The sequence below is a fragment of the Streptomyces sp. CBMA152 genome, from assembly GCF_014596475.1.
GTDB lineage: Bacteria > Actinomycetota > Actinomycetes > Streptomycetales > Streptomycetaceae > Streptomyces.
Window position 1 is genome coordinate 124,270 of record NZ_MECJ01000032.1, and the last position, 18,446, is coordinate 142,715.

At 71.2% G+C, this 18,446-nt stretch carries 18 protein-coding genes; 6 read left to right on the forward strand and 12 right to left on the reverse strand.

Features of this window, described 5'->3' with window-relative positions:
- The first annotated feature begins 114 nt into the window (after positions 1 to 114).
- Positions 115 to 591 (forward strand): hypothetical protein, encoded by a 477-nt coding sequence (locus BG418_RS32770; protein WP_188277684.1) that lies wholly within the window; start codon positions 115 to 117, stop codon positions 589 to 591.
- A gap of 67 nt (positions 592 to 658) precedes the next feature.
- Positions 659 to 1,222: a DUF2165 domain-containing protein gene (locus BG418_RS32775; protein WP_188277685.1), complete on the forward strand. Its 564-nt coding sequence runs from the start codon at positions 659 to 661 to the stop codon at positions 1,220 to 1,222.
- Between the two features lie 63 nt (positions 1,223 to 1,285).
- Here the strand turns inward: BG418_RS32775 and BG418_RS32780 are convergent, their stop codons facing one another.
- Entirely contained in the window at positions 1,286 to 2,788 is a 1,503-nt protein-coding gene (locus BG418_RS32780) for an SDR family oxidoreductase (protein ID WP_188277686.1), read from the reverse strand.
- Between the two features lie 200 nt (positions 2,789 to 2,988).
- Here BG418_RS32780 and BG418_RS32785 point away from each other — a divergent pair, with 200 nt between their 5' ends.
- Positions 2,989 to 4,350, forward strand: coding sequence for a rhodanese-like domain-containing protein (locus BG418_RS32785; protein ID WP_188277687.1), 1,362 nt, complete (start codon positions 2,989 to 2,991; stop codon positions 4,348 to 4,350).
- Positions 4,347 to 5,093, forward strand: coding sequence for a sulfite exporter TauE/SafE family protein (locus BG418_RS32790; protein ID WP_188277688.1), 747 nt, complete (start codon positions 4,347 to 4,349; stop codon positions 5,091 to 5,093). The genes BG418_RS32785 and BG418_RS32790 overlap by 4 nt, the downstream gene beginning before the upstream one ends.
- A 105-nt stretch (positions 5,094 to 5,198) precedes the next feature.
- On the opposite strand, the gene BG418_RS32795 is transcribed toward BG418_RS32790, so the two are convergent.
- From BG418_RS32795 to BG418_RS32805, 3 genes are all read right to left on the reverse strand, one after another.
- Positions 5,199 to 8,072 (reverse strand): NACHT domain-containing NTPase, encoded by a 2,874-nt coding sequence (locus BG418_RS32795; protein ID WP_188277689.1) that lies wholly within the window; start codon positions 8,070 to 8,072, stop codon positions 5,199 to 5,201.
- An 80-nt stretch (positions 8,073 to 8,152) separates the two neighbouring features.
- Entirely contained in the window at positions 8,153 to 8,518 is a 366-nt protein-coding gene (locus BG418_RS32800; RefSeq protein ID WP_188277690.1) for a hypothetical protein, read from the reverse strand.
- Between the two features lie 157 nt (positions 8,519 to 8,675).
- Positions 8,676 to 8,969: a hypothetical protein gene (locus BG418_RS32805; RefSeq protein ID WP_188277691.1), complete on the reverse strand. Its 294-nt coding sequence runs from the start codon at positions 8,967 to 8,969 to the stop codon at positions 8,676 to 8,678.
- A gap of 203 nt (positions 8,970 to 9,172) precedes the next feature.
- Here BG418_RS32805 and BG418_RS32810 point away from each other — a divergent pair, with 203 nt between their 5' ends.
- Positions 9,173 to 9,364 carry a hypothetical protein gene (locus tag BG418_RS32810; protein ID WP_188277692.1) on the forward strand — a complete coding sequence of 64 codons (192 nt, stop codon included), beginning with the start codon at positions 9,173 to 9,175 and terminating at the stop codon, positions 9,362 to 9,364.
- A gap of 12 nt (positions 9,365 to 9,376) precedes the next feature.
- Here BG418_RS32810 and BG418_RS32815 read toward each other — a convergent pair whose 3' ends face one another.
- Together BG418_RS32815 and BG418_RS32820 are read right to left on the reverse strand one after the other, a co-directional pair.
- Positions 9,377 to 10,426 (reverse strand): PHP domain-containing protein, encoded by a 1,050-nt coding sequence (locus BG418_RS32815; RefSeq protein WP_188277693.1) that lies wholly within the window; start codon positions 10,424 to 10,426, stop codon positions 9,377 to 9,379.
- Positions 10,427 to 10,574: 148 nt separating this feature from the next.
- Positions 10,575 to 11,033, reverse strand: coding sequence for a subtilase-type protease inhibitor (locus BG418_RS32820; RefSeq protein WP_188277694.1), 459 nt, complete (start codon positions 11,031 to 11,033; stop codon positions 10,575 to 10,577).
- Between the two features lie 431 nt (positions 11,034 to 11,464).
- Here BG418_RS32820 and BG418_RS32825 point away from each other — a divergent pair, with 431 nt between their 5' ends.
- Positions 11,465 to 11,674 carry a hypothetical protein gene (locus BG418_RS32825; protein ID WP_188277695.1) on the forward strand — a complete coding sequence of 70 codons (210 nt, stop codon included), beginning with the start codon at positions 11,465 to 11,467 and terminating at the stop codon, positions 11,672 to 11,674.
- 28 nt (positions 11,675 to 11,702) lie between these two features.
- On the opposite strand, the gene BG418_RS32830 is transcribed toward BG418_RS32825, so the two are convergent.
- From BG418_RS32830 to BG418_RS32855, 6 genes are all read right to left on the reverse strand, one after another.
- Positions 11,703 to 12,182, reverse strand: a complete 480-nt coding sequence (locus BG418_RS32830) for an ATP-binding protein (protein ID WP_317453838.1) — start codon at positions 12,180 to 12,182, stop codon at positions 11,703 to 11,705.
- Between the two features lie 333 nt (positions 12,183 to 12,515).
- The gene (locus tag BG418_RS32835) at positions 12,516 to 13,817 is read right to left on the reverse strand and encodes a radical SAM protein (protein ID WP_188277697.1); all 1,302 of its coding nucleotides are present in this window, start codon (positions 13,815 to 13,817) and stop codon (positions 12,516 to 12,518) included.
- Positions 13,818 to 14,024: 207 nt separating this feature from the next.
- Positions 14,025 to 14,960: a hydroxymethylbilane synthase gene (hemC, locus tag BG418_RS32840; RefSeq protein ID WP_188277698.1), complete on the reverse strand. Its 936-nt coding sequence runs from the start codon at positions 14,958 to 14,960 to the stop codon at positions 14,025 to 14,027.
- Between the two features lie 88 nt (positions 14,961 to 15,048).
- Positions 15,049 to 15,918 carry a geranyl diphosphate 2-C-methyltransferase gene (locus tag BG418_RS32845; protein ID WP_188277699.1) on the reverse strand — a complete coding sequence of 290 codons (870 nt, stop codon included), beginning with the start codon at positions 15,916 to 15,918 and terminating at the stop codon, positions 15,049 to 15,051.
- Between the two features lie 36 nt (positions 15,919 to 15,954).
- Entirely contained in the window at positions 15,955 to 17,019 is a 1,065-nt protein-coding gene (locus BG418_RS32850) for a family 2 encapsulin nanocompartment cargo protein terpene cyclase (protein ID WP_188277700.1), read from the reverse strand.
- Positions 17,019 to 18,446: a family 2B encapsulin nanocompartment shell protein gene (locus BG418_RS32855; protein WP_188277701.1), complete on the reverse strand. Its 1,428-nt coding sequence runs from the start codon at positions 18,444 to 18,446 to the stop codon at positions 17,019 to 17,021. Before BG418_RS32855 ends, BG418_RS32850 begins: the two co-directional genes overlap by 1 nt.

Consider the following 18,446-nt stretch of genomic DNA (forward strand, 5'->3'; position numbering starts at 1 on the left):
GCGTGCGGCCCGCCCGGCCACCCTGATGGTGCGGCCGAACGCCTGCGCCAGGTGTGCGTACGCCACCCGAGTGGGCGATCCACATCCCGTGCGATCGATGGTTGACTCGGGATCATGATCGGACGTATCGGACATACGTGTTTCCAGGCCGCCTCGCTCACCGCGGCCGCCGCGCTGCTCGGCCTCGCCGGCGCGCTGCCCGCCGCCGCCGAACCGGTGCCCGTGCCCGCCACGGCGCCCGTCCGCGCGCCCGGTGCGCAGGACCAGGTCGACACGTTCCTCACGGCCTACCGCAACGCCCGCCTCGGCACGACCGAGGACGCGACCCCGGCCGAGGTGCGCGGCAAGTACCTCACCAAGGACCTCGACCAGGCCCTCACCACCTGGGCGACCGGCCACCAGGGCGCCGATCCGGTCTTCCGGGCGCCGAACGTCCCGGCTTCCTGGACGCTCAAGCCCACCGGCACGGACGGCTCACACGTCGTCGTCACCGAGAAGTGGGGCGACGGCACCAGCGCCGATGTCGCCTACACCGTACGCCCCGGCGACCTGATGATCACCGCGATCACGGACCCGCCCGCCACCGGCTGACACCGGCTGGCACCGACGGCTGATCGGGCCGGGGTTTTGCCGGGCGGTCCGCCGGGGAGAGTCCGGCATGCCCTCCAGGCCCTCCTTCCTGTCCCGCGCACGCTCGGCGACCCGCAACCGGGCCCCGCTGCCCGCGCTGCCCCTCGCCGCCGCGCTGCTCACCGCAACTGTCGCCCTCTATATGGCACTTGTGGCCTTCGGCAACATCACCGACTTCGACACCAACCGTGCCTTCGTCCGCCATGTCCTCGCCATGGACACCACGTTCAAGGACCCGGACCTCATGTGGCGGTCGATCGATTCGACGACGCTTCAGGACATCGCGTACGTACTGATCATCGCCTGGGAGACGGTCGCCGCCCTTGTGCTCGTCGTGGCGGCCGTCGTCTGGGCGCGGGCCCTGCGCCGCTCGGGCGGGTTCGGCCGGGCCCGGCGGCTGAGCACCGCCGGACTGCTGATGGTGCTGCTGCTCTTCGGCGCCGGGTTCATCGCCATCGGGGGCGAGTGGTTCGCGATGTGGCAGTCGAAGGCGTGGAACGGCCTGGACGCGGCGGCCCGCAACTTCATGCTGGCGGCGTTCGTCCTGATCGTCGTTCATCTTCCCGGCGTCGAGGAACGGTCGCGCAGATGACGCCGGTGACGTAGGGGCGTCCGTACAGCCACCACTCGGAATCCCTCACCGAGCAGATACGGTTCAGCCCCCGCCCGCCCGCACCCGTTCGGCGGCCCTGGCGATGTTGCGGGCCATTCCGCCGAACACCACCGCGTGGAACGGCGACACGCTCCACCAGTAGAGGTGGCCGAGCAGGCCGCGCGGGTGGAACAGGGCGCGCTGGTGGTAGCGGGTGCGGCCGTCCGCGTCGCGGTCCGCGTGCATCTCCAGCCAGGCGAGGCCCGGCAGCCGCATCTCGGCGCGCAGACGCAGCAGCTGCGGCGGGGCGATCTCCTCGACGCGCCAGAAGTCGAGGGAGTCGCCGACCCGCAGCCGGGCCGCGTCGCGGCGGCCGCGGCGCAGGCCGACGCCGCCGGTCAGCCGGTCGAGCCAGCCGCGTACGGCCCAGGCGAGCGGGAAGGAGTACCAGCCGTTCTCGCCGCCGATGCCCTCGATGACCTGCCACAGCGCCTCCCGTGAAGTGTCCACGACGATCTCGCGGCGGTCGGTGTAGAGGCTGCCGCCCGCCCAGTCGGGGTCGGTGGGCAGCGGGTCGCTGGGTGCGCCGGGCAGCGCGGCGGAGGACCAGCGGGTGGCGACATTGGCCTCCTTGATCCGTCGGAGGGCGAGCGCGATCGCCGTGTCGAAGGGGATCGGCGTTCCGGGCGGGTCGGGGACGAAGCGCGCGATGTCGTGTTCGTGGCAGACGACTTCATGGCGCAGCGACTCCGCGAGCGGCCGGGCCAGCGCCCGGGGCACCGGTGTGACGAGGCTGATCCAGTGGCTGGACGGTCTCGGCGGCAGCATCGGCACCCGCAGGATCAGCCGGTGCGGCAGCCCCGCGACCTCCGCGTACCGGCGCATCATCTGCTCGTAGGTGAAGACCTCGGGGCCGCCGATGTCGAAGGTCCGGTTCACCTCGGCGGGCATCCGGGCGCTGCCGACGAGATAGCGCAGCACGTCGCGTACGGCGATCGGCTGGATCCGGTTGCTCAGCCAACTCGGGGTGATCATCACCGGTAGCCGTTCGGTCAGATGGCGCAGCATTTCGAACGAGGCCGATCCTGAGCCGATGATGACGGCGGCGCGCAGCACGGTCGCGGGCACCTCGGAGCGCAAGAAGATCTCTCCGACCTCGGCCCGGGAGCGCAGATGCGGCGACAGCTCCCGCGCCGGCACGCCCACGGGTGTGAGGCCGCCCAGGTACACGATCCGCCGCACCCCCGCCTTCGCCGCCTGCTCGGCGACGACGCGGGCGGCCGTGCGGTCCGTCTCCTCGAAACCCCGCCCGGCGCCGAGCGAGTGCACCAGGTAGTACGCCACGTCCACGCCCCGCAGCGCCGCCGCCATCGACGCGGCGTCGGTGACATCACCCCGTACGACTTCCACGCGACCGACCCAGGGGTAGTCGCGCAGCTTGTCCGGTGTACGTGCCACACAGCGCACCCGGTACCCCGCGTCCAGGAGCTCGGGCACCAGGCGGCCTCCGATGTACCCCGTGGCGCCGGTGACCAGGACGAGCCCCGGGGTGCCGTCGCTCTTCATGCCGCCTCCGCCGCTCGCCGTGCCCCCGGCCAACGATCTCCCGTGACCCCGGCTTTCGTGCGGCGCGACACAGCATGCGCACACACCCCGTCCCGCACCAGTTTTCGAATTACCCCCTGGGGTACGCGCATTCCCGCGTGCATACGGATACCCCGGGGGGTAATTTTCGGCCGCCGCGACGGAAACGAGAGGAGTACGACATGTTCTTCATCGACACCATCGAGGTGCCGGGACTCGGCAACCGCGGCTATCTGGCGGGCGGCGCGCACACCGCGGTGGTGATCGACCCGCCGAGGGACGTCGACCGGGTGATCGCGGCCGCCGCCCGGCGAGGCGTACGGGTCGCGCATGTCTGCGAGACGCATGTGCACAACGACTACGTGTCCGGTGGCCTGCAGCTCGCCCGACTCACCGGGGCCGCCTATCTGGTGCCCGCCGGGGCCCGCGTCGCCTTCCGCCGGGTGGCGGTGGACGACGGCGACCGCGTGGAGCTGGAGGCGGGGCTCGCGCTGCGTGCGCTCGCGACGCCCGGGCACACCCCGCACCACACCGCGTACGTCCTGGAGGAGGCCGGAGACGCCAGGGCCGCGTTCACCGGGGGCTCGCTGCTGATCGGCACGGTCGGGCGGCCGGATCTCGTGGAGCCGCGCCTGACCGGGGAACTGGCCCGCGCGCAGTACACCTCGGCACACCGGCTTGCCGCCGAACTCCCGGACGAGACCGCCGTGTTACCCACCCACGGCTTCGGCAGCTTCTGCTCCTCGGCGCCCACGGACGGCGGCCCGACCACCATCGGCAAGGAACGCGGCGGCAACGAGGCGCTGGTCAAGGACATCGAGACCTTCCTCGCCGGGCTGGCGGCCGGGCTCGACGACGTGCCCGCGTACTACACCCACATGAGCCCGCTGAACGCGGCAGGCCCCGCCCCCGTCGATCTCACCGCGCCACCGCTCGCGGACGCCGACGAGATCGCGGGGCGACTGGCCGCCGGGGAGTGGGCGGTGGATCTGCGCGACCGGGCCGCGTTCGCCGAGGGGCATGTCGCGGGCTCCTTCAACTTCGAGGCCGACGGGCAGCTCGCCACGTATCTGGCGTGGCTGCTTCCGTGGGGCAGGCCGGTCACGTTGCTGGCCGCCTCCGCACACCAACTGGCCGATGCCCAGCGGGAGTTGGTGCGAGTGGGCATCGACCGCCCGGCCGCGGCCGCCATCGGCTCACCTGTCGACTGGGTGCGGCGCGGGGAGCACTTGCGCTCGTTCCCGCACGCCCGTTTCGCCGATCTGACGGTCGCCGACCGGGACGTCGTCGTCCTCGACGTCCGGCGCGACTCCGAGCGGGCGACGGGTCACATCGTCGACTCGCTGCACCTTCCGGTGCACCAACTGCGGGACCGGCTCGGGGAGATACCTCCCGGGACCGTATGGGTGCACTGCGCGGGCGGCATGCGGGCCGCCATCGCCGCCTCGCTGGCCGACGCCGCGGGCCGGGAGGTCGTCGCGGTCGACGACGAGTTCGCCGCCGCACGGGAGGCCGGGCTCGCCGTGACCGCCGCCCGCGCGTGAGCGCCCTGGTTCTCGCCCTGGCCGCCGGGGCGGTGATCGGCCTCGCGCTCGGCGCGCTCGGAGGCGGCGGCAGTGTGCTCGCGGTGCCCGCGCTGATCTATCTGCTCGGCTTCACCCCGGTCGCGGCCACCACCGCGAGCCTGATCATCGTGACGACGACCTCGGCCACCGCGCTGTACGCGCACGCGCGGGACGGCTGGGTCCGCTGGCGCGGCGGCGGGCTCTTCGCGGCGGCCGGACTCGTCCCGGCGGCGCTGGGCGGCGCGGTCGCGGGCCGGGTGCCGGACGCGGTGCTGACCGGCGCGTTCGCGGTGATCGCGGGCGTGGCGGCGGTGCGGATGCTGCGCCCGTCGCGCCCCTCGTCCGGGGAAAGGTCCGCCGGGTGGCGGCGTACGGTCGGCGCCGGGGCCGGACTCGGGGCGGTGACCGGGGTGCTCGGGGTGGGCGGCGGGTTCCTCGCGGTTCCGGCGCTGGTCGGTGTGGTGGGGCTGCGAATGCGGGCCGCCGTGGGCACCAGTCTGCTGGTCATCACCGTCAACTCGCTGGCCGCGCTGCTGGCCCGGACAGGCACCGCCGAAGGTCTGGACTGGGCGGTCGTGGGCCCGTTCACGGGGGCCGCCGTGCTCGGCGCGTGGGGCGGCAAACGGCTCGCCACGAAGGTCTCCGGCGGCACGCTGCAGCGCCTCTTCGCGTACGTACTGCTCGCGGTGGCGGCGTTCATGCTGGTCGACGCGGTCGTATGAGCGGGACGCTCCGCGGAGGTGCGGATAGCGGATATTCGACTGCGGACCGTGCGTGGCTGGTCGCGCCCACGCGGCGGAGCCGCATAATGACACAGCCCCGCGCCCCTAAAGGGGCTCGGTACCGCATCGGCCTTCCAGCGCCAGGCGTTCCTGAAGGCGTGCGTGGCGGAACTGGTACACCGCGCCCGCCTGTCGCAGTACACCCAGTCGGTGTGCCTCGTCCAGGAACGCCATCAGGCGCCAGGGCAGCATGCCCCGCGCGCACAGCCACAGTCGTGCCACGCCGAGCCGCCCCCACGCCGACAGTGCGGCGGTGACCACGCCCGTCGGGATCAGGGCGTACGCGCCGATGGTCGCGGCGTCCGGCAGGGCGAGGAGACGGGGCAGGGCGCCGCCGACGGGGACGGCGGCGAGATAGATCAGCAGCGCGCGGGCCAGCGCCGTGCTCCGGTCGGTGGCCAGGCTCGCCGACGGGCTGAGGCTGCGGGTCACGTCAACGGGCGCGCCCAGCCAGCGATGCAGCCCCGCCGCTATACCGGCGACGAGCCCGAGGCCGAGGCCGCCCGCCAGGCCGAAGACGACCGCCGAGCGCAGGATCTGGCCGGGGCTCTGTCGCGTCAGCCACTCGTCGTGCGCGGTGTCCAGCAGGGGGGACAAATCGTACGAGCCGACGGTGCGGCCGTCGGTGAGCCGGACGGTGAAGACCTCGCCGTCCGGCCGATAGTCGTGCGCGACGATCGTGAGGCGCTGGTCGACGGAAGTGCAGCGGGCCGGTGGTGCGCACAGGTCGAGTTCGCGTACGTCGTCGGGGAGCGCGAACTCGTCCGTACCGGAGTGATGGACCAGCGTGCCGTGGACCGGGGCGGGCAGGACGACATACGTGTCGCCGTCCGCGCGCAGGCCGTAGCGCGTGCCGTCCGGCGCGTCGACATATCGCGAGCCGTCGGATGCATGTGCCACCGGGCCGCTCACCGGGAAGTCGTCGCGTGCGCCCGCCCGTACCGCCGCCGAGGCTCCCTCGGTCACCGTGAACACGGCCCCCAGCGCCAGGCCCGCGAGCAGCCCGAGAGAGAGTCCGTGCGTCATGGCCCGGCCCAGTCGGCGCGCCCGCCCGGCGGGGTCGCGCGCTCTCGCGGTCCCGGCCGCCACCTCCCCCCGCTCGCCCCGGGAGACGTACACCGCCAATGCCCCCGCGACGACGGCCACCAGGGCGACGAGCAGCAGCGATTCGGGCAGGAAGCCGACGCCGACCAGGAGCGCCCCGGCCGCCACGACGAGTCCGGCCACCGCCCGCCGCGCCCAGCGCCGCAATGGTCTGCGCCGACGACGCCTGCGGCCGAAGAACGGCATCGTCGACGGAACCGGTGAGGTCGGGACGGCGATGGCCGCGAGGCCCGTCGCGATCACCAGACCGTAGAGCCCGCCCACCGCGAGCCAGCCGAGCGCGCGTGGCATGCCCGCGAACGGCACGGCGAGATAGGGGTCCTGGCTCAGCGGCCGGGTCAGCCCGACGACCAGGCTGAGCGGAACCGCGTACAGCAGGGGCAGCAGCCACTGGCGGCGCGCGGCGTACCCCGCGCAGGCCCCGGCCACGGTGGCGGCGGTGACGGCCGGCAGCGCGGGGGCACCGCCGAGCGCCCACAGCGGCAGACACACCGCCTCCGCGAGCAGGCCGAGCAACAGCAGCGGGCCGAGCCGCGGCAGCGGCCGGGGCAGCGCGGTGTGCAGCTCCCACCAGGCGAGGTCGCGGGTCTGGCGGTGTTCGAGGTGGCGGGCGAGAAAGCGCAGCCAGTGCCCGGCCCGGCCCGCGTCCCAGCGCGCGGACCCGGCGAAGGCGGCGGGGACGAAACCGTCGAGCAGGTACTCCTCAAGAGCCGTGGCGTCGGCGAACTCCGGCCGCCGCAGCAGCTCCATCGGGTCGTTGCCCGACTCCCCGTACACGGCTCGTGCCATCGCCACCATCAGGGGCGAGGCCAGCACCTGACGTACCGAGTCGCCGGGCCGCGACTGGGCGAGCACCGGGTCCCAGGCGGTGGTCCGCTCCCCCGCCGGTCCGCGCAGCGGCCGTGCGGTGAGCCGCAGGAAGGCGGCGGCCTCCTCGAAGGCGAGCGGCTGGAGCTCGACCACGGCCGCCGCCGTGAACACATCGCCGTCGGTGACCACTTGGGCGTACACCTGACTGCGGCAGGTCAGCAGAACCGGACTGCCCTGGTCCAGCTCGGAGTTGAGCTGCCGCACGGCCTCCGTGCGTACGGGCGCGGCAAGTTCGTCCAGGCCGTCGAGTACGGGCAGGACGCGGCCGGTGTCCAGAAGTTCCGACGCCAGTAAGGATCCTGACGGCTGGACGGCGCCGAGCGCCGGGTAGCCGTCGGCGAGGCGGGTGGAGAGCCAGGCGTACAGGCTCGTGGTGTCGGGCTGCCAGGTGGCGAGGGGGAAGATCACCGGCACCGGGTCGCCGGTGTCACGGCGGGCCAGGGCGTCCAGCGTGAAGCGGACGGCGAGGACGGTCTTGCCGCTGCCGGGCGCGCCGAGCACCACCAGGCGCCGGGACGGGACGCGGGCGAACACCCGGGTGATGTCGTCCAGCACACCGTCGAGTTCGGCCGCGCCGCCGTGGCGCAGCCCGATGTTCTCGTCGAAGTCCGCGAGCCAGGGCGCCGCCGTGGTCCAGCGCACGGGCAGCGGTCGGGGGTCCTGGAGCCTGCGCAGCCGCCACTCCGCCTGCCAGTGCAGCCGCACCGCCTCGGCGAGCGCGTCGGCCGCGTGGTCCAGGTGCTCGGCCGGGGACGGCTCGCCGGGGACCGGGCCGACCCCGACGATGAGCGTGTTGCCGATCAGTCCCACCAGCGAGACGACGAAGCCGAGGACCGAGACGAGGGATCCGGTACTGCTGAGGCTGCGGTCCTGGACGGCGACCGCGACGACCGCCCCGGTGGCGAGCACCGCGCCCGCCCAGATCCCGCGCCGCCAGTACCGCATCACGCGCGCCCCCCGTCCGGGTGCCCCCGTTGGTGCGCTTCATTGTCCCAGGCATCGACCCGTACGGAACCGGGACGGTGTCAGGAGGTGCGGACGATCGTCCAGGCGTTGGGGTCGAAGCTGGGGGTCACGGAGTATCTGCAGCTGCTGGAGTAGTACGTGCTGCTGATCGTCCAGCCCGCGGGCGGGTACGTCGAGGCGCAGGCGTTGACCCGGGTGCCCACCGGGAGGCCGGTGAGCTGCTTCACCTGCTTGTAGTTCGGGCTGAAGCTGCTCGTGCCGCATGCGGAGTTGTAGCCCCACTGGGTGTCCACGAAGCCGCTCGGGGTGAGCGTGTAGGCGCACATGTTCTGGGTGTCGCCGGGGGCCGCGCTGGCGGGGGCGGCCGCGACGGCGGTGGCGGCGGCCGCCGCGAGGGCGAGACAGGCGATGCGGGTCCGGATCACGGGGGTCTCCTCGTCCTTGCATGCGTGGTGCGCCGACGACGCCGGCGTCCGGTCACATGCGACGAGCAATTACTACCGGCACATTCACCCCTCCGGACAGTCATCTTTCGGTCCCGGGCGAACGCATATTCGGCCGCGATCCGGACACCCCGGTCGGCTACTCGACGGCGGGCACCAGACCCGTGACCGGCGCGACGAGGTCGGTGAGCTGATGGAGCTGATTGAGGTCGTTCAACTTGTTGAGCTGCGAGAGCTGCGCCTTGACCGTGGGCATCTTGCTCCGCTGGTCCGCCGGTACGGAGGCGGCGGTGAGCCCGTCCAGCATGCTGATCGGGGAGGCGTCGATGGGCTTGATGCCGCCGATCGGGGCGGCGCTCGCCGCCGACACTCCGAGACCCGAGACTCCGGCGGCGAGGGCGAGGACCGTGGCGATACGTCGTGTTGAGATCACGCTCTGACAACCGGCCGACGCCGCCGATGGACACGGCGTGCCTGCTGTTCGGGTGATTCATTGAAAGGCGAACCATCAACACGTTCGAGATGAACAAGCCCGGTGGCTGTTACACGGCGTACGGATGGCCTTGACGGTCGGCCCGTAGCTTCGAAGGCGTCGAACGAACGCTTCACCAGAGCCTCCCCGAAGGACCAGCCGCCATGCGTACCACCCCTCGCGTGCTCCGCGCCTCTCTCGTCGCCGCCGGTGTCGCCACGGCGATCGGGCTGTCGCTGACCGGCGTCTTCCCCGAGCCCGGCCCGTCGCACACCTCGGCCATCGCGTCCCTCTCCGACGCGGTACGGGGCACGGTCAAGCACTTGCCCGCCACGCTCGGCATACCGACCCCGTAAGCGTCCGGCCGGTCAGCCGGGGCCGGACACCCGGGCCGGTGTCCTGCCGTGCCGTGTCCACGCCAGCAGTTCCTCCGCCGTCCACGAGGTCACCACACGCTCGACCGGGACGCCGCACTCCTCGGCCCGGGCGCAGCCGAAGACCTGCCAGTCGAGCTGCCCGGGCGCGTGCGCGTCGGTGTCGACGGAGAACAGCACCCCGGCGTCGATCGCGCGGCGCAGCAGCCGGCGCGGCGGATCGAGCCGTTCCGGGCGGCTGTTGATCTCGACGGCGGTGCCCGACTCGGCGCAGGCGGCGAAGACCGCGTCCGCGTCGAACGTGGACTCCGGCCGCTTCCCCCGCCCGCCGGTGACGAGGCGGCCGGTGCAGTGCCCCAGGATGTTCGCGTACGGATTGCGGACGGCCGCGACCATACGGCGGGTCATCGAGTCGGCGTCCATGCGGAGCTTGGAGTGCACGGAGACGACCACGACGTCGAGTTCGTCGAGGAGTTCGTCCTCCTGGTCGAGCGAGCCGTCGTCGAGGATGTCGCACTCGATGCCGGTGAGCAGCCGGAACGGCGCCCAGCGTTTGTTGGCCTCGGCCACCACGGCCAGTTGCTCGCGCAACCGCTCCGGCGAGAGGCCGTTGGCAACGGTGAGCCGGGGCGAGTGGTCGGTGAGCACGGCCCACTCATGCCCGAGCTCCGCCGCCGTCAGGCCCATCTCCTCGATCGGGCTGCCGCCGTCCGACCAGTCGGAGTGCAGATGGCAGTCGCCGCGCAGCTCCGCGCGCAGCCGCTCGCCCCCGGCGGCCAGCGGACCACCGGCGCCGTCCTCCTCCAACCGCCGTAGATATCCCGGCAGTTGGCCGTCCAGCGCCTCGCGCACCACCTGTGCCGTCTTGGGGCCGATCCCCCGCACCGACTCCAGCGATCCGGCGGCCACCCGCTTCTCGACCTCGCCGTCCGCCATCCCGGCGACGATCGCGGCCGCCGTACGGAACGCCTTCACACGGTATGTGGGGGCCTGGGTGCGCTCCAGCAGGAACGCGATCCGCCGCAAGGCCGTCACGGGATCCATCGACACCTCCGACCGCCCTCCATTGTCCGGCACACTCCCGCCCCTCGCACACCGCAGTACCACGACAAGCGGCGGGACACCCCCTCAGAAAACGGGGTGCCCCGCCGCCGTGTACGCCTACTCACGGGCGATGAGCCGCGCGCTCAGGTCAGAAGTTGAACACCACACCCTGGCCCGCGAGCTTCTCGCACGGGTTGCCGAAGGTGTGGCGCTCCGCGACGCGCCTGCCCTGCCAGACACCGTCGGCCGTGACGGTGACCGGCTTCCACTCCTTGGTACAGAACGTCGTCGGCTGCGCGGCGATGAGCGCGGTGAAGTCGCCGTCCATACGGGCGAGTTCCGCGCAGGCACCCTTGGCGTCCGGGTGCGTGCCCGAGGCGCCGGGCGCGCAGGTCAGTGTGACCGCGCGCATGACCGAGGCGCCGTCGTCGCCCGTGCCCGGCGCCACCGTCAGGACGAGCGCGGACGGCGCGTACAGGCTCATGGGCGTCGCGGTGGCACCCGGGGTGTTGTGCTGATCGGCGCCGGCCGCACCCGGTACGGCGACCGCAGCGCCTGCCAGCGCCAGCGCGGCCACCAGAGTCGTACGCCCAAGCGTCTTACGCATATCGAACACTCCTGTCACTCATGGATGGAAGAACGAACGTGAGTCTTAACCAGTCCCGGGAGTGCCGCAGAACATCGTGTACGAATCCAGTCACCCTCCGCCACTTGACGATCACTTGAAGTTGCAGGCCAGACCCGGGTAAAACCTTGACGAGCTGATGGGTGGCCATGGAGAAGAAGGCGCAAAGCCGCCTCTACTTTGGTTTCTAAAGTGGCCTGAACATTGAATCTTGAATGGGAAGGTTTCGGTTCGGTTTCATTCCCATGCACGGTTGTTACGTAACCGTTCGGGCACTCGCTGAGATCACCTGGACGGCCCGTGGGCGACATGCGCGCGCCCGGGACCGGCGTCAGAGTGGGGACGGTGCCGCACACGGCCCGCCCGGCTCGCCCGGCTCCCACGGGTCCTGCCACACGAAGGAGCAGCAGACGATGGAACACCACATCATCGCCGAGATGACCGAGCCCGGGGGCAGCACGCTGAAGGAGTGGCACATGGTCCGCGGCGACGCGGACGTGGCCATGTGCGGCCGTGAACTCGACCTGGCGGAGAAGCAGTTGCCCGCCGACGCCTGGGGAACCGAGCAGACGCGGCCGTTCTGCCACACCTGCGGTGCGCTGTATCTGCGCGAGGTCCCCTGACGGCGCCGACGGGCCGACGGTTCGCGAGTCAGGCGATGGCCGCCACGGGTACCCGACGCTCGGCCGAGAGTGCCCGCAGGGGCGGCAGGGCGGTCAGCGGCTCCCGGGCGGGCGACTCGACCCGCAGGGTGAACCAGACGACCTTGCCGTCGGCCGTGGCGTGCGTGCCCCAGCTGTCGCTGAGCGACGCCACCATGGTCAGGCCACGGCCGGGGGCCGCGAGCGGCTCTCCGCCGCCCAGCACCGGGAGCCGGGGGTCGCGGTCGAGCACGGCGGCGGTCAGCCGCCGTCCCGTCCAGCGCAGTTCCAGCGTGCAGCGCTTGTCCTCGGCGTGCCGGTAGACGTTGCCGAGCAGTTCGCACACCCCGAGGCCGACCGGATGGATCAGCGACTCCAGATTCCAGTACCGAAGGTGTGCGGCGACGATCCGGCGGATCTGCGGCACCCGTTCGGGGGCGGCTTCAAGCTCAAGGGTGTACTGACGGTTGATTTCCACGACCACGCCCACGACTGCGCTCCTCATCAGAGCGGCCGGCGGACCGGCCGCGTCCTTGACTGGACAGCCCCGAGAACTCGGAAAGTAGTCAATCGATCACGGAGGGATCGCAACCAGCGTGACCCCATCCGGGTGAATGCGCAACACCGCCCGGGTGAACCGCCGCGCCCTGGGCATGGAGAAGCCCCGGCTGGACGGGGGAAGCCGGCCGGGGCGGTCCATGGACGGGCGGTGCGGCGTTGCGCTGCCGCCCTATATGGATGAACGATAAACCATGTCCGGAGGTTCCCGGCCACGGCGCTCTTTTTTCCGAGCCGGCCGCCTTTTCGGACGAGCCGCCCCGGATCAGACCGGCAGGCTGTCCATGAACGAGCTCACCGAGAACACCGCCTTCCCGGGACCCGCCGGTCCGTACCCGGGCGGGGAGGTCAGGCCGTACTCCTCCATCGTCGCCCGATAGGCCTCAAGGAGACGGATGTGGTACTCCAGCGGCGCGCCCTGCGGGTTGGCCTTGCCGAGCGGGGTGGTGGGCTCGGGGCACCACGTGGTGAAGCGCGGGGTGATGCCGCGCGACATGAAGAAGCGCAGGCCCTCCACCGTGGAGTCGATCGCCTCGTCGACCGTGGTGAAGCCGAACGGCTCGGCCATCTCCACGCCCGCGACGAAGTTGGGGATCACATTGCGCGGCCCGAAGATCTCCGCCGAGTCGAGGATGCGCCGGTGCCACTCGTCGCGGCCGACGTACTCCTCCTTGCCCGGGCAGTACAGCTCGAACAACCGCCGGTCCCACACCTCGTAGTTGGGGTGGTAGATCCGTACGCCGTAGTCGTGGAAGCGCTGCACGTCCTCCTTGGGCAGCGCCTGGGCGACGACCTTTCCGGTCCAGCGGCCGGGGAAGCGCTCCTCGATGGCCTTGGCGTACTGCCCGTAGAAGTCGGCCTCGTCGCGGCCGCCCACATGCGAGGTGATCGCGCCGCCGGTGAGGGTGTACGCGGTGGACGCCTTGGCGGTGTCGTAACGGTCGATGATCTCCAGGGCCTCCAGGATCTCCTCGACCGGCTTGACACCGGTGTAGGGGCGCCCGGCGGCCTTGTGCTGGCGCCAGTTGTGGTTGATGTCGCAGTACTGGCACTCCTGCTTGGCGCCGAAGTACTGGCAGACCCGGAAGACCGTGAGGTAGATCAGGTACCCCCACTGGATGGTCGGGGCCACCTCCATCACGGACTTGCCGTTGGAGAGCTTGTGCCGGTAGTACTCCGGCATCGGCGGCAGCCCGACGTCCGAGATCCGCTTCCCGTCCAGATACAGGCCGAGCATCCCGTCCTCGGCGGCCGCCACCCGGTACGGCGACGTCGGGTTGACCCGCACCGACACCACCGTGCGGCGCAGGTCGTAGGGGCCGCCGGTGAGCACGATCTCCTCCGGCGGGCGGCGCAGCGCGGCCTCGCCGAGCTCGGGCAGGGTGCGGTGGTCGAAGGAGAAGATGAAGTACGACTTCGGCTTGACCTCTCCCGACTCGTTGTCGCTGAGCGCCGATTCGTCGAAGGCGATGCCTCCGCGCAGCAGGTCCTCCTTGATGACGGCTTCCCGCGGCACCTGCGGGAATCGCGCCATCAGTGACTCGATCACATCCGTACGGCTGATCATGTGCTGACGTCCTCCGGTCCAGTCGCTGTCACGTTCCACTGAACCTACGTTCTCGCCGGCTTCGCCGATGGACTGGGCATCGACGACGAAGCCGGCGAGTGGCGCCATGCTAGTGGCCGGGCGATCTTCGGCGGATCGGTCTGCGGTCGGGTATCGCCTCCGACCATAGGCTTAGGCTCGGGTTCCGGGGTCCCGATCGCCCTGGTCTCAGTGCGCGATGGAGTCGATGAGCTCACGGGCCCCCTGCCGCAGCAGTGTGACGGCGACCGAGGTGCCCAGGGTCGCCGGGTCGAGCGGGCCCGCCCACTCATGGGCGTTGAGCACGGTCTTGCCGTCGGGCGTGAACACACAGGCGCGCAGCGAGAGATCGCCGTTGCGGGCGGCTCTGGCGTATCCCGCGATGGGGCTGTTGCAGTGGCCCTGGAGGACGTGCAGGAACATCCGCTCCGCCGTGGCCTCCCGGTGGACGTCGGGGTCACCGAGGTCGCTCACCAGGTCGATCAGCTCCCGGTCGCCCTCGCGGCACTGGAGGGCGAGGATGCCCGCGCCGATCGGCGGACACATCACCTCCGTCGACAGGACCTCGGAGATCACGTCCGTACGGCCGATGCGTTCGAGGCCGGAGACGGCGAGCAGCAGCGCGTCGGCGTCGCCCGCGGCCAGCTTCTCCAGGCGGCGGTTGGCGTTGCCGCGCATGGGGACACAGCGCAAGTGCGGGTGGGAGGCGGCGAGTTGGGCGATCCGGCGTACGGAGGAGGTGCCGATGCGGGTGCCCGCGGGCAGTTCGTCGAGAGTGAGACCGGCGGGGTGGATGAGGGCATCGCGGATGTCGTCGCGTTTGAGGAACGCGGCGAAGACGGTACCCGCGGGCAGCGGGCGGTCGGCCGGCACGTCCTTGACGCAGTGCACGGCGAGATCGGCCTCGCCCGCGAGCAGCGCGGCGTCGACCTCCTTGGTGAACGCGCCCTTCCCCTCGACCAGCGAGAGGTCCCCCATCCACTTGTCGCCGGTCGTCTTGACCGGGACGACCTCGGTGGCCACATCAGGATGGAGGACGGCGAGTTCGGCCCGCACACGTTCCACTTGCGCGAGCGCCATCGGCGAGTCGCGCGAGACGATCCGGATCAACTCTGCGGTAGACATGCGTCCACGATATGGGGAGCGCCCGGATCTCGCTCACATACCGCTGTGACCTCAGTGCCCGTGTGTCGCAACCGAGTTGGCGCATGGCTCAGACCCGGTCGGCGGCGATCAGAAGATAGTGGAAACTGCCTTCGCCGTACGCGGTGAGGAACGCCTCCTCGATGCCGGTGGCGACCGGGGACTTCGCCCGCAGCTGCCAGTACGGGATGGTCGCGGCGGTGAGATCGACGACGTCGATGGGGACCAGACCGTGCGCGGCCATGGCCTTGAAGTAGGCGCTTCTGGGATGGATGTTGCAGGTGTAGTGCTCGTCGATGCGGCTGACCGCTTTGGAGCGGCCGCCGGTCACGTCGTTGGAGCACCCGGTGACGCACACATACCGCCCGCCGTGATCGAGCAGCCGGGAGAGCTCCCCGTAGAGCTCGTCGACGTCCACGTACATGGTGGTCTCATTGGTCCAGGCACCCCGGAACGAGCCCGTCCCGAAGCCGGTGTCCAGCATGTTGCGGAAGTGGAAGCGCACCCGGTCGTCCACCTCGCGTGCGGCGGCCGCGGCGTTGGCGAAGCCGACCTGGTATTCGGAGATCGTCACACCGTCCACTCGGCAGCCGAAGCGGCCGTGCGCCATCAGGCTGGTGCCGCCCCGCCCGGAGCCCGCGTCGAGGAGGCGGGCGTCCGGCGCGATGTCTCCGAGGCGGTCGAGCAGCAGCTCGGCCTGCGCGGTCTCCAGGCGGTGCAGCTCCCGGATGATCCTGGCCTCGCGGGTGCGTACGTCGCCGTCGAGTACGGACGGGTCGAACTCGCCGACGCCGTAGTGATGGTGGTAGAGACCGTCGACATCGCCGAGCAGCAGGTTGACCGGATCCTGCTGATGGGTGTCCCAGTACGCGGCCACGGCCTTCTGGTAGTCGGTGCGCAGCACCGGCGGGGCCTGGGTGGTGGACGTGGTTCTGGCCATGGGGAAGTCTCCGTGGGGCGTTGGTTGCGGGGGCGTTCACACGCCGCGGTAGCGGCCGCTGCCGGCGTGCCAGGCGCGGTTGCCGCCGAGCCAGGCACGCAGGCCCGCCAGGAAGCGGACGAGCTCCGGGGAGGCGCTCGGGATCAGGGCGGCGGACGCGCTCTCGAAGGCGTGCATCAGGTCGTCGTGGATACGGGCGCTGCGCTCCACCGCGCTCGCGAGCGAGCAGCGCTGTTCGGCGGCGAGGACCATGGGCAGGTTGAAGTCCTGGCCGGGTGCGGCGTTCTCCCGCGCCAGCCCGTACAGGTCGTTCACGATCGCGCCGGCCAGTGCGGCGTGCAGGAACGCGCGGCGCACCCGGGGGTCCTCGTAGGTCTCGGCGGATAGTTGGTAGCCCTCTGCGGCGTCGACGAGGGCCAGGCAGCACGCGAAACTGTTGAGCTGACGGTTGACCAGGTACTCCCACACCGCCGGCAGCCGCCCGGAGGTGCGCCACGCGGCTTCCGCGCCGCTGGCCTGGAACAGCTGCCCCAACTCTCGGCAGGCCCTGGCCACTTGGAGCGGCGTGGCCCGGGCCAGCATGCCCTCGCGGGCCGAGCGCAGGGCGGCGAGCACCGGATCGTCCCGTACGGCCCGCTCCAGGTCCGGGACATATGCGGCCGAGAGCGGCGGCGGGTCCAGCATCGTGGTGGCGAGGGCCAGACGTGAGCCGAGAAGTTCGGGTGCCGCGCCGGCGCTCCGGTCGTCGCAGTAGCAGTCGTCCACCGCCCAGCCGACCACGACGCATCTGCCGATCGCGAGCAGTTGCCCCACGTCGTCGGTGCGCGGGTGCACCAGCATCAGCATCCGGCCGAAGTCCGCATCCCGCAGGAGGTCGAGCCGTCCCGCGTGGAGCCCGGTCTCTGCCGCCCAGGCGACGAGCCGGTCGTTGACCTCCACGCCCAGGGCCGGGTCGTCGCGCAGCGGTGGCGGGCAGTGCAGCTCCGGGACCGGGATGCGCGCGGCGGACGGCGGGCGCCTGCGTGCCGCCGAGGTGCCGAGGCCGGTCGGTCCCGTCGGGAACCGTCGCACGGCGGGCGCCGTCGGGGCCGCTGTGTGCATCACGACGCCTCGGCGTAATGGCCGACTTCGACGTTCTCCAGTACGCCGAGCGCGCTGGGCAGGAGAACCGCCGCCGAGTAATAGGCGCTCACCAGATAGGAGATGACGGCCTTTTCGTCGATCCCCATGAAACGGACCGAGAGGCTGGGCTCGTACTCGTCGGGAATGCCCGTCTGGTGCAGCCCTATGACCCCTTCGTCCTCCTCCCCCGTGCGCAGCGCGATGACCGAGCTGGTGAGGGACGGCGATATCTGGATCTTGTTGCAGGGAAGAAAGGGGACGCCGCGCCAGCCGAACACATGGTGCCCGTCGAACTCGACGCCGGGCACGGCGAGTCCGGCGCGGGTGCACTCCCTGGCGAACGCGGCGATGGTGCGCCGGTGGGCGAGGAAGAACTTGGTCTTACGGCGCATCGACAGCAGTTCGTCCATGTCGTCCGGGGTGGGCGGGCCGCTCCGGGTGGAGATGCGCTGTTTCCGGTCGACGTTGTGCAGCAGCCCGAATTCGGGGTTGTTGACGAGCTCGTGCTCCTGGCGCTCGCGCAGTGCCTCGACGGTCAGCCGCAGCTGCTGTTCGGTCTGGTCCATCGGCTCGTTGTAGAGGTCGGCCACCCGGGTGTGGACGCGCAGGACGGTCTGGGCGACACTCAACGCGTATTCACGGGGGCTGAGTTCATAGTCGGCGAAGGCGCCCGGCAGGATGAGTTCGCCCTCGTATCCGGACATTACTTCGATATCCGCCTCGCCCCTGCGGTTCATCCGCTCCGCGGGCCGGGAGGCGAATTCCTGGACGTGTGCGCGCAGTTTCGGGGAGCGGTCGGCGATCCGGCGGAATTCCTCGCGCGGCAGCACCATCAGCGTGCAGGGCGTCAGCGCCTTGGCGGTGAACTCCCAGCGGGCCTCCTCGTCGGTGAAGCCGTGCTCGCCGAAGTGGTCGCCGTCGCAGAGCGCGCCCTCGGAGTTCTCGTCGCCGTAGGGGCTCGCGCCGAGGATGTCGACCTTGCCGTGCGCGATGACGACGACGCGGTCGGCCTGTTCGCCCGCCTGGGCGATGATCTCGCCCGCGTCGACGTCCTGTTGCTCGAAGCGGTCGGCGAGACTCGACAGCGCCTTGCCGTCGGAGAAGCCGCGCAGCAGCGGGAGTTCGGTGAGTCTGTGCGGGATCACGACGACGGAGGACCCCTGGGAGTCGCACTCCACTTTGCCGTCGCCGACGGTGCACAGACGGCGCCGGTTGACCCGGTACGTACCGCCCGACACCTGCACCCATGGAAGGATCTTCAGCAGCCAGCGGGAGGAGATTCCCTGCATCTGCGGAACGGACTTGGTGGTGTGTGCCAGATTCCGCGCGGCCCGGGTACTCAGACTGGACGGCGCATGAGGTCCGTTCGGCGAGGCAGGAGGCTGTGACGCCAACGTATCTGCCAT